A 10,510-nucleotide genomic window follows, 5' to 3' on the forward strand; every position below is an offset into this window, starting at 1 on the left:
CGTCGAAGATGACGGCGCCGAGCAGCACCAGGCCCTTGACCACCTGCTGCCAGTCGACATTGACGCCCATGATCGACATGCCGTTGTTCATCACGCCCATGATGAAGCCGCCGACCACGGCGCCGATCACCTGGCCGACGCCGCCCATTGCCGAGGCGCCGCCGATGAAGACGGCCGCGATGACGTCGAGCTCGCTGCCGAGACCGGCGGCCGGCACGGCCTGGCCGAGGCGCGCCGCGATGATCAGGCCGCCGAGCGCCGACAGCACGCCCATGTTGATGAAGACCAGCAGCGTCAGCCTTTCGGTGTTGATGCCCGAAAGCTGCGCCGCCTTGGCGTTGCCGCCCATGGCATAGATGCGGCGGCCGATGGTCATGCGCTTGGTGACGAAGACGAACAGCGAGATGAGCACACCCATCACCAAGAGCACGACCGGCAGGCCCCGGTAGCTGGCGAACTGGAAGACCAGGAACAGCGCCAGCGCGCTGCCGACCAGCGTCTTGATGACGAACAGCGGAAAGGGCTCCGCCTCATAGCCGTGACGCTCGCGCTTGCGCCGCGTCCTGAAGCCGAAATAGGCGTAGGCGAGCACCGCGATCAGGCCGAGCACGATCGTTGTCATATGCAGCGTCAAGCCGCTGCCGACGATGGTCTTGCCGGCGGCATTGACCGTCGGCGGGATCAGCACAAGCGGGCCGATGACGTCCGGGATGAAGCCCGAGCTCAGCGCCTTGAAGCTGTCCGGCAGCGGGCCGACCGACGAGCCGCCGCCGAGCAGCGCCTGGCAGATGCCGCGGAAGATCAGCATGCCGGCCAGCGTCACGATGAAGCTCGGTATCTTGTGATAGGCGATCCAGTAGCCTTGCGCCGCGCCGATAAGCGCGCCGACGATCAGGCAGATGATCGACACCACCAGCGGATTCGAGAATATGCCGAGCGGCCAGATCACCATCATCATCGCGGCAAGCGCGCCGATGAAGCCTGCGACCGATCCCACGCTGAGGTCGATATAGCCGGCGACGATCACCAGGAGCATGCCCAGCGCCATCACGATGATGAACGAGTTCTGCTGCACCAGGTTCGAAAGGTTGACCGGTTTGAACAGCGTGCCCGACGTCGTGTACTGGAAGAACAGCATGATGACGATGAGCGCGATGATCAGGCCATATTCGCGCAGGTTCGTCGTCAGCGCCGAGACGGCGATGCGCGGACCCTGCTTGACGTCCTCGGCTGTGCCGCTCTGCGGTGCGGGAGCGCTTTCTGTGCTCATGATGCTTTTTTTCCTTCTCCGCGAACGATGGCGCGCATGATTTTTTCCTGGCTGGCTTCGCTTGCCGCCATTTCGCCGACGATACGCCCTTCGTTCATCACATAGATGCGGTCGGTGATGCCGAGCAATTCGGGCATTTCCGACGAGATGACGATGATCGCTTTGCCCTCGGCGGCGAGGCGGGCGATGATCGTATAGATTTCGTACTTGGCGCCGACGTCAATGCCGCGGGTCGGCTCGTCGAGGATCAAGACTTCCGGATCGGCGAACAGCCATTTCGACAGCACCACCTTCTGCTGGTTGCCGCCCGAGAGGTTGCCGGTCAGCTGATAGACGCTGGAGGCGCGGATGTTGGTCTTCTTGCGGTAGTCGTTGGCGACGCTCATCTCGCGCATGTCGTCGATGACGCCGCGGCTGGAAACGCCGCCAAGATTGGCCAAGGTCACATTGTGCTTGATGTGGTCGATGAGGTTCAGGCCGTAGGTCTTGCGGTCCTCGGTGACATAGGCGATGCGGTTCTCCACCGCCTTGCTCACCGACGAGAGGTCGAGCGGCTTGCCGTGCAGCGACACCTCGCCGGTGATGTGCCGGCCGTAGGAGCGGCCGAACAGGCTCATCGCGAATTCCGTGCGGCCGGCGCCCATCAGCCCGGCAATGCCCACCACCTCGCCCTTGCGCACATTGAGGCTGACGTTCTTGATCACCTGCCGCTCGGGATGGATCGGGTGGTAGACCGACCAGTCCCTCACCTCGAAGATGACGTCGCCGATCTGCGGCTCGCGCGGCGGGTAGCGGTCGTCGAGCGAGCGGCCGACCATCGAGGTGATGATGCGGTCTTCCGAGATGTCCTTCCTCGGCAAGGTCTCGATGGTGCGCCCGTCTCGGATCACCGTGACCTTGTCGGCGACGCGGTTCACCTCGTTCAGCTTGTGCGAGATCAGGATCGAGGTCATGCCCTGGCGCTTGAACTCGAGCAGCAGGTCGAGCAGCGCCTGGCTGTCCTTTTCGCTGAGCGAGGCGGTCGGCTCGTCCAGGATCAGGAGCTTCACTTCCTTGCTGAGCGCCTTGGCGATCTCGACCAGCTGCTGCTTGCCGACGCCGATATTGGTGATCAGCGTCTTGGGATCCTCCTTGAGCCCGACCTTCTTGAGCAGGGCGGCCGTGCGCGCCTCGTTGGCGTCCCAGTCGATGACACCGTAGCTGGCGTGCTCGTTGCCGAGAAAGATGTTTTCCGCGATCGACAGCATCGGCACCAGGGCAAGCTCCTGGTGAATGATGACGATGCCCATATGCTCGCTGTCGTGAATGCCTTTGAAATTGCATTCCTGGTCGCGAAAGATGATCTGGCCATCATAGGTCCCGGACGGGTAGACGCCCGACAGCACCTTCATCAGCGTCGACTTGCCGGCGCCGTTCTCGCCGACGATGGCGTGGATCTCACCTTCCTCGACGCTGAGATTGACGTTCGACAACGCCTTCACGCCGGGGAACGTCTTGGTGATGTCGCGCATCTCCAAAATCGTCGAGGCCATCGGGTCTGCTCCTTGACGCACGCTTTCCATCATCGGAGAATGCCATGCGCGAAATCAAAATGCTGCGGCTGCCTTCGCACCGTGACGGCGCGCTGCGCTGCAGAAGCCGGCAAAAACAATACCGGGGTCGCTTCTGAACGAAAAGGGGCCCTGCGGTCGCGCAGGACCCCTTGTTTTCAAGCCGGATTACTTCAGCTCTTCGGCCTTGATGTAGCCGGAGTCGACGACCAGCTTCTCGTAGTTCGACTTGTCGACCTCGACCGGCGTCAGGAGGATCGAGGGAACGACCTTGACATCGTTGTTGTAGGTCTTGGTGTCGAGGCCCTCGGGCTTGCCGCCCGAGAGCACCTTGTCGACCAGCTCCACGGTCGACTTGGCCAGCTCGCGGGTGTCCTTGAACACCGTCGAATACTGCTCGCCCGAGATGATCAGCTTGACCGAGGCGGTCTCGGCGTCCTGGCCGGTCACGATCGGCCAGGGCTGAGCGTCCGTGCCGTAGCCGACGGCGCGCAGCGAGGCGGTGATGCCGCGCGAAAGGCCGTCATAAGGCGACAGAACGCCATCGACGCGGCTGCCGTCCGAGTAGTTGGCCGAAAGCAAATTGTCCATGCGCGCCTGGGCAGTGGCGGCGAGCCAGCGCAGCGTGCCGACCTTGTCCATGCCCATCTGGCCGGACTTGATCTTGATCGAGCCGTCATCGATCAGCGGCTGCAGGACCGACATCGCGCCGTTGTAGAAGAAGAAGGCGTTGTTGTCGTCCGGCGAGCCGCCGAAGAGCTCGACGTTCCAGGGCTTGGTGTTCGGGAAGCGCTCCTTGAGGCCCTTGACCAGGGAATTCGCCTGGATCACGCCGACGCCGAAATTGTCGAAGGTGGTGTAGTAGTCGACATTCGGGGTCTTCTTGATCAGGCGGTCATAGGCGACGGTGACCACGCCGGCATCATTGGCCTTCTGCAGCGCGTCCGCCATGGTGGTGCCGTCGATCGAGGCGATGATCAGCGCCTTCGGGCCCTTGGTGATTTCATTTTCCAGCTGGCTGAGCTGGTTCGGGATGTCGTCCTGCGCGTATTGCAGGTCGACGGTGTAGCCGAGCTTCTCGAGCTGGGACTTGACGGCATCGCCGTCGTTGATCCAGCGCTGCGAAGTCTTGGTAGGCATCAGCACGCCGATGAGGCCCTTGTCGGCCGCGTGTGCCGAATAGGTCATGGCAGCGACGCCAAGGGCCGCGACGGCGGCCAGTGTCTTGATGATCTTCACGATTACTCTCCCTGGTTGATGGACGCGACACGTCGGGGCTTCGCGGGCCGCGCAGTCGAGCAGATGCGCTGGCGCGCCTCTGTCGGCTTTATCGATCTCCGGTATCCTCCCAATCGGCCCCGCGACGCAGTTTCAATCGATACGAATTCGCTCGTTACCGACCCCTGCGCCTCGGAACGCGCGAAGGGTGTGGCCCTTTGACATAACTGTCAAATGCGATCTTCGGTGATTGCTATACCGAAACTGATATAGCTTAAGAGGATTGAAGGAAACCCGCAGGGAAGGTTCAGGATCATGGCGGCAATGCAAGATTTCGGTGCGATTTCAGGAGGTTACGAGAAGTCGCCGGGAGACGGCGAGACGCTGCTGCGCAGCGGCCTGAGCCTCCGCCACATGCGCATGATCACCGCGCTGGACGATCACGGACGGGTGAGCGCGGCCGCGCAGGTCATGAACATCTCGCAGCCGGCCGCCTCGCGCATGATTGCCGAGATGGAGGCCGTGCTCGACGTCAGATTGTGCGAGCGGCTGCCGCGCGGCGTGACGCTGACCCCTTATGGCAAGGCGCTCGCGCGGCGCGCCCGCTCGATCCTGCTCGAAATGCGCGAGGCCGATCGCGAGATTTCCGAGCTCAAGGCCGGCAAGGGCGGCGCCGTGTTCCTCGGCGCGGTGACGGCGCCGGCAATCGAGTTGGCCGTGCCGGCGATTCGCGAAATCCGCCGCATCTATCCGCGCATCGAGATCACCATGCAGGTCGAGACCTCTAACGTGCTCGCCCGCGAGCTGATCGCGTCGCGCCACGACTTCATCATCGCGCGCATTCCCGACGACCTTAACCCGCGGCTCTTCGAATCGCGCGTCATCGGCGTCGAGAAGGCCTGCCTCATCGTACGCCGCGGCCACCCGCTGGCGAGCGGCAAGATGGTGCGGCTGGAGGAAACGGCGGGTTATGACTGGGTGTTCCAGTCCGGCGGCTCGCCGCTGCGCCAGGCGATGGAAAGCAACTTTCTCAACCGCGACATCGCGCTGCCCGACCGCATCCTCAACACCTCGTCGCTGCTGCTCACTTTGGTGATGGTGGCGCAGTCCGACGCCATCGCGCCGGTCTCGATCCAGGTAGCCAGGTTCATCCAAGGGGCCGACGGGCTGGCCGGCGCCATCGACGTGGTCCAGACCGAGTTCGATATCGAGGTCCGGCCCTACAGCCTGATCACGGTCAAGAACCGCGTGCTCTCGCCGGCCGCGAAAATGCTGCACGACTTCATCTTGCGCGAGGTGGGGTGATGGAACGAGAACGCTACTTCTACGTTCAAACCGATCGGTCGCTCGCTGCAGCCCGTTGCGGGTGAGGAAAGAGCTGCCGAGGCTCAACAGCTTGGGAGGTTTTTGATGGAACGTCGGTTGTTTCTGACTGGAATGCTTGGCGTTGCGGGGGCGGCGGCACTTGCAAGCCTGGCCGGACCCGGCAAGGCGGTTGCCGGCATTCCCGGTGGCAACGGGATCCTGGACGAACTCGACAAGCCGGACAACGCGGTCTTCGAAGGCGACGATCCGGCCGAAGTGGAGCTGGTCTCCCACCGGCGTCACCATCACGGAGATTGGTACTGGCGCCGCCGCAGACGCCGCCGTCGGCGTGGCTGGAGACACGTCTGCCGCCGCTACTGGCGTCATGGCCGCTGGCGCCGCCGCTGCTGGCGCGAGCGCTACTGGATCAACATCTGGCTGTAGTTCAGGCGCTGGTTAAGGATTGAGTGACGTGGTCGGGTCTTGCATGATCAGTGCTAGACCCGATCCCGTGTTCGGAGACCTGCCAGCGTCGCGCAGCAGCGCCCCACGACATTCAAGCAAACAGGTTGGGAGACTGGAGCGGGTAGCGGGAATCGAACCCGCGCGTTCAGCTTGGGAAGCTGACAGGCTACCATTACATCATACCCGCGCGAGCCCTCGTTACCATGATGGCGCCGCTTCAAGCAATCGACAAAACGGAGCCGGTGGCTCCATTGCTTGATGCCGTTCAGTCGAATGCGTATCTCTGATACCGCGCCGCCGAATCGGGCGGCTCGAACCGGAGAATGGCCTTGTCCGCACTGACGCGCTTTCTTGGCGACACGCCGCTCAGGGTGTTCCTGAAGCTGCTCGTGGTCTCCTTCCTCGTCGGTCTCGTCATGCATGCCTTCGGCTGGTCGCCGATGGACGTGTTCTACGGCATCCGCCAGTTCTTCGTGGATCTGTGGAATCTCGGCTTCCACGCCATCGACCGGTTCCTCGGCTATATCCTGCTCGGCGCCGCGATCGTCGTTCCCGTGTTCATCCTGCTCCGGATCGCCAGCTACAGGAAATAGCCAGTGCGGCGTCACGCATATCGGGAGGCAGCCTCGAACAACATGGCATGGCGCGCGGCCAGCGTCGGCACGTCGGTCGAGTAGCCGCCACCGATGACGCCGCACAGCGGAACGCCCTGCCTGTGGAAATGGCTGATCACCATGTCTTCGCGGGCGCGAAGACCATCGTCGCTCAGCGCCAGCCGGCCCAGCCTGTCCTCGGCATGCACGTCCACTCCGGCATTGTAGAAGACGATATCCCAATGCCTTTGCCTGGATAGTTCCGGCAGGATGGCGGCGAGCCGGTCGAGATAGGCGTCGTCGCCGGTGCCGTCCGGCAAGGCGATGTCCAGGTCGGAAGCGATCTTGCGCACCGGGTAGTTGCGCTCGCCATGCATGGAAAAGGTGAAGGCCCGCGGTTCGTCCTTCAGGATGTCCGCCGTGCCGTCGCCCTGATGCACGTCGAGATCGACAATCAGCACGTTTTCGACCGCGCCCTCGGCCAGCAGCGCCAGCGCGGCGACGGCGACATCGTTGAAGGTGCAGAAGCCGGCGCCTTGCGCGCGCCTGGCGTGATGGCTGCCGCCGGCGGCGTTGCAGGCGATGCCGTGTTTAAGCGCCAGCCTGGCCGCCAGCACGGTGCCCGCCGTGGCGAGCTGAGCCCGCAGCGACACGCGCGGGCCGACGGGAAAGCCGATCTCGCGTTCTATCGTCTGCGGCACCTGGCAGGCGATCACCTGGTCGACATACTCGGCCGCGTGGGCAAGCTTCAATCGTGATGCCGGCGCCGGTTCCGGCATCGAAAGCGCGCCCGGCGCGGCAAGCCCGCGCATGCGCAAGGCCTCCATCAAAAGCGGATATTTGCTCATCGGAAAGCGATGGTTGACGGCGAAGCCGGCGTCATAGTCGGGGTGATGGACGATCTGCAGCGGCATGGATCGGGAGGCCTGAGCCAAGTCTGGAGCAATTCCAGGAAAAGTGTGAAACGGTTTTCCGTCCGGAATTGCGTAAAAACAACAGATATTCGGTTGTCAGCCCGGCGGATGGTGGTTGCATGAGGCGGGCAAACTGGGGCACATCGGGTCCTCGATCAAGCCGCAATCAAACAGGCAGCAATCCCCTTGGACGCGACTCAAGCCAATGTCAGGTCCTTCGCCGTCACCAATCGCTCGGTGCTGGCGATCGCCGTGCCGATGACGCTTGCCTATCTGACGACGCCGCTGCTCGGCATCGTCGACACGGCGGTGGTCGGCCAATTCGGCGACGCGGCCCTGCTCGGCGGCCTCGCGGCGGGATCTCTGGTCTTCGACGTCGTCTTCACCACCTTCAACTTCCTGCGCTCCGGCACCACCGGCCTTGTCGCCCAGGCCTTCGGGCGCGGCGATGCGCTGGAAGAGCAGGCGGTGCTGTGGCGCGCCGTGCTGATCGCGGTCGCCGCGGGCGTCATCCTTGCGGCACTTGCGCCGCTCTTTGCCGTCGCCGGCCAATGGTTCATGGGCGCCGAGCCGCGCGTCAGCGCTGCGATGTCGGTCTATATCCGCATCAGGCTGTTGGCGGCGCCCTTCTCGCTGATCAACTACGCCATACTGGGCTACGTGCTGGGACGCGGCGAGGGCGGGCTCGGACTGATGCTGCAGGCGGTGCTCAACGGCATCAACATCGTGCTCTGCTTCCTGCTCGGCCTCGAGCTCGGCTGGGGCGTCGCCGGCGTCGCCTGGGCGACGGTCACCGGCGAGTTCCTGGCCATGCTGCTTGGCCTTGCCATCGTGCTCAACCGCTTCCGCAAGCTGGAGCGGCCGTCGCGCCGCCGCATCTTCGATTTGCCGGCGTACCGGCGCATGCTTTCGCTCAACCGCGACATCATGATCCGCTCCTTCTCGCTGCTTGCCGCTTTTGCGCTGTTCACCAGGCAGGGCGCGCAGTTCGGCACGGTGACACTTGCCGCCAACGCCGTGCTGATGAATTTCTTCCTGATCGCTGGCTATTTCCTCGACGGCTTCGCCACTGCCGCCGAGCAGTTGGCCGGCCGCGCCATCGGCGCGCAGGCGCCTGCTCCCTTCCGGCAGGCGGTGCGGCTGACGCTGATCTGGGGTTTTGGCCTCGCGGCCGCCGCCAGCCTTATCCTGCTGACCGCTGGCGCGAGCCTGGTGGCGCTGGTCACGACCTCGCCCGAGGTCCGGGAAGTCGCCGACTTTTATCTGCCCTGGGCGGCGTTCACGGCGCTGAGCGGCGTGCTGGCCTTCCAGATGGACGGCGTCTTCATCGGCGCCACCTGGTCGCGCGACATGCGCAACATGATGCTGTTGTCATTCCTCGTCTTCAGCGCCGCTCTGATCACGCTGGCGCCCGCCTTCGGCAACAACGGGCTATGGGCGTCGCTGCATGTCTTCCTGCTGGTGCGCGGCGTGAGCTTGCTTGCGGTGCTGAGACTCAGGGTGCGCACGGCATTTTAACCCCGATTGTTCGGCGCCGGCCGAGCGCCGGTGTTCCTCAGCTCCAGAGGTCGGTCGAGAGGTATTTCAGCCCGGAGTCGCAAATCACGACAGCGATCGTCTTGCCTGATTGTTCGCCGTGTAGGAGACGCAGCGCGGCGGCGACATTCGCTCCGGACGAGAAGCCGCCGAAGACACCTTCGCTACGCGCCAGCAGGCGCGCGGTCTCGCGTGCCTCGTCGCCGGAAACCTGAAGATAGCCATCGACGGGCGCGTTTTTCAGAAACGGCAGATCCGGCATGGCGTAGCCGCCGCCTTGAATGGGGTGTTCGGGTTGGATGACCGTCTTGCCCGCGGCCGCTGCCGCGCCCTCAGGCTCGACGATGAAGCACTTGATCAGGGGATTGCGTTCCTTGAGCGCCCTCGACACCCCGGCATAGGTGCCGCCCGAGCCGATGAAGTCGACGAATGCATCAACGGCGCCATGGCTGGCGTCCCAGATTTCCGGGCCGGTCCCGTGATAATGCGCAAGCCAATTGCCGTCGCGGTGGAACTGGTCGGCGCGGTAGGCCCCTCGTTCCGCAGTCACCGCTTTGGCGGCCTGCTCGACGAGCGCCAGATCGCCACCCGAGACCTGCCCCGGCACCGACCCTGGCAACTGGTCCACGAGGATCACTTCCGCGCCGAGTGCCGCCATCATGCGGGCGCGCTCTTCGGAGTTGCCCTTCGACATCACCGCGACGAAAGGGTAACCCCTGACGGCGCAGATGATCGCGAGCCCCGTTCCCATGTTTCCGGAGGTAAGCTCGACCACTGTTTGTCCCGGCTTGATGGCGCCGGATCTTTCGGCCTCCTCGATAATTCCAAGCGCCGCGCGATCCTTCTTGGAAAAGCCCGGATTAAGATATTCCAGCTTGGCTAGGATTGTGCCGTCGACGCCTGCCTGCGCCGTCAGCCTGTCGAGCCGGACCAGTGGTGTTCCGCCGATCGTGTCCGCGACGGAACTCAGAACCTCGGCCATCATCTGTCCTCCTGATGCGGTGGGAACCCTCAGAGCCGTTCCGACCAGCTTGCGCAGCCGGTGTCGCGCAGCTCCGCGATGGATTTGAGCCGCTCCCTCTCCACGAACCGCGCCATGCCGGCCACGATGCGCCCGGGCAGCGCCGGGCCGGCATAGATCATGCCGGTGTAGAGCTGGACGAGGTCGGCGCCAGCGCGGATCTTTTCCAATGCGGCCTCGGCGGAGTCAACGCCACCGACACCGACGATCGCCATCTGCGGTCCAAGCAGTTTGCGCATCCGGGCCAGAACCGCGGTCGAACGCTCGAACAATGGTTTTCCCGAGAGACCGCCGGTTTCATTCGCCACGCCGCCGCTTCGCAATCCGCTCCGCGCCAGCGTCGTGTTGGAGACGATGACGCCGTCGATCTTCTTCTCGGCGACCTCGGCGGCAATGTCTTCCAGTTCCGCTTCGACCAGGTCCGGCGCGATCTTGAGGAAGACCGGCGGCTGCGCAGGGGCCGCCGCGCGCGCTGCCATCACCCGCGACAACAGTTCGCCAAGCTGCTCGCGGGCCTGCATGTTGCGAAGGCCCGGCGTGTTGGGCGAGGAGATGTTGACGGTGAGATAACTCGCATAGGAGGCGAAGCGCGCGACGCCGCGCTCGTAATCGGCGATGCGGTCGGCGCTGTCCTTGTT

10 protein-coding genes and 1 tRNA gene are annotated in these 10,510 nt (G+C 64.0%); 4 read left to right on the forward strand and 7 right to left on the reverse strand.

The window, feature by feature from the left end; all coding sequences use genetic code 11:
* From mmsB to chvE, 3 genes are all read right to left on the reverse strand, one after another.
* The coding region (gene mmsB / locus EOA23_RS26630; RefSeq protein ID WP_145966487.1) for a multiple monosaccharide ABC transporter permease at positions 1-1,270 on the reverse strand (1,270 nt) is incomplete at its 3' end.
* A complete protein-coding gene (mmsA, locus tag EOA23_RS26635; protein ID WP_127306344.1) occupies positions 1,267-2,802 on the reverse strand; it encodes a multiple monosaccharide ABC transporter ATP-binding protein in 1,536 nt (511 codons plus the stop codon). The genes mmsB and mmsA, both read right to left, overlap by 4 nt.
* 186 nt (positions 2,803-2,988) lie before the next feature.
* A complete protein-coding gene (chvE, locus tag EOA23_RS26640; RefSeq protein WP_042641271.1) occupies positions 2,989-4,059 on the reverse strand; it encodes a multiple monosaccharide ABC transporter substrate-binding protein in 1,071 nt (356 codons plus the stop codon).
* 294 nt (positions 4,060-4,353) lie between these two features.
* Between chvE and EOA23_RS26645 the strand changes: the two genes are divergently transcribed.
* Both EOA23_RS26645 and EOA23_RS26650 read left to right on the forward strand, forming a co-directional pair.
* Positions 4,354-5,343 (forward strand): LysR family transcriptional regulator, encoded by a 990-nt coding sequence (locus EOA23_RS26645; RefSeq protein WP_126062779.1) that lies wholly within the window; start codon positions 4,354-4,356, stop codon positions 5,341-5,343.
* Between the two features lie 105 nt (positions 5,344-5,448).
* The gene (locus EOA23_RS26650) at positions 5,449-5,787 is read left to right on the forward strand and encodes a protamine-2 (modular protein) (RefSeq protein ID WP_126062778.1); all 339 of its coding nucleotides are present in this window, start codon (positions 5,449-5,451) and stop codon (positions 5,785-5,787) included.
* Between the two features lie 134 nt (positions 5,788-5,921).
* Here the strand turns inward: EOA23_RS26650 and EOA23_RS26655 are convergent.
* A tRNA-Gly gene (locus tag EOA23_RS26655) sits at positions 5,922-5,995 on the reverse strand.
* 136 nt (positions 5,996-6,131) lie between these two features.
* Between EOA23_RS26655 and EOA23_RS26660 the strand changes: the two genes are divergently transcribed.
* Positions 6,132-6,401: a DUF6460 domain-containing protein gene (locus EOA23_RS26660; protein ID WP_181166832.1), complete on the forward strand. Its 270-nt coding sequence runs from the start codon at positions 6,132-6,134 to the stop codon at positions 6,399-6,401.
* Between the two features lie 11 nt (positions 6,402-6,412).
* On the opposite strand, the gene EOA23_RS26665 is transcribed toward EOA23_RS26660, so the two are convergent.
* Complete coding sequence (locus EOA23_RS26665; protein WP_127306345.1) at positions 6,413-7,315, reverse strand: histone deacetylase; 903 nt, start codon at positions 7,313-7,315, stop codon at positions 6,413-6,415.
* Positions 7,316-7,501: 186 nt separating this feature from the next.
* Here EOA23_RS26665 and EOA23_RS26670 point away from each other — a divergent pair, with 186 nt between their 5' ends.
* Positions 7,502-8,833 carry an MATE family efflux transporter gene (locus EOA23_RS26670; protein ID WP_245456208.1) on the forward strand — a complete coding sequence of 444 codons (1,332 nt, stop codon included), beginning with the start codon at positions 7,502-7,504 and terminating at the stop codon, positions 8,831-8,833.
* Between the two features lie 37 nt (positions 8,834-8,870).
* Here the strand turns inward: EOA23_RS26670 and EOA23_RS26675 are convergent, their stop codons facing one another.
* Together EOA23_RS26675 and pyrD are read right to left on the reverse strand one after the other, a co-directional pair.
* Positions 8,871-9,836, reverse strand: a complete 966-nt coding sequence (locus EOA23_RS26675; protein WP_189341715.1) for a cysteine synthase family protein — start codon at positions 9,834-9,836, stop codon at positions 8,871-8,873.
* 26 nt (positions 9,837-9,862) lie between these two features.
* Positions 9,863-10,510, reverse strand: a 648-nt coding sequence (gene pyrD / locus EOA23_RS26680; protein ID WP_127306346.1) for a dihydroorotate dehydrogenase (quinone), incomplete at its 5' end; no start/stop codon positions are given.

It is taken from the genome of Mesorhizobium sp. M2A.F.Ca.ET.042.01.1.1 (assembly GCF_003997405.1).
In the GTDB taxonomy this organism is placed as follows: Bacteria; Pseudomonadota; Alphaproteobacteria; order Rhizobiales; family Rhizobiaceae; genus Mesorhizobium.

Coding starts and splice junctions, on each gene's coding strand:
- EOA23_RS26650 (WP_126062778.1), top strand. CDS start 5,449: ATGGAACGTCGGTTGTTTCTGACTGGAATGCTTGGCGTTGCGGGGGCG.
- EOA23_RS26645 (WP_126062779.1), top strand. CDS start 4,354: ATGGCGGCAATGCAAGATTTCGGTGCGATTTCAGGAGGTTACGAGAAG.
- EOA23_RS26660 (WP_181166832.1), top strand. CDS start 6,132: ATGGCCTTGTCCGCACTGACGCGCTTTCTTGGCGACACGCCGCTCAGG.
- EOA23_RS26675 (WP_189341715.1), bottom strand. CDS start 9,836: ATGATGGCCGAGGTTCTGAGTTCCGTCGCGGACACGATCGGCGGAACA.
- EOA23_RS26665 (WP_127306345.1), bottom strand. CDS start 7,315: ATGCCGCTGCAGATCGTCCATCACCCCGACTATGACGCCGGCTTCGCC.
- mmsA (WP_127306344.1), bottom strand. CDS start 2,802: ATGGCCTCGACGATTTTGGAGATGCGCGACATCACCAAGACGTTCCCC.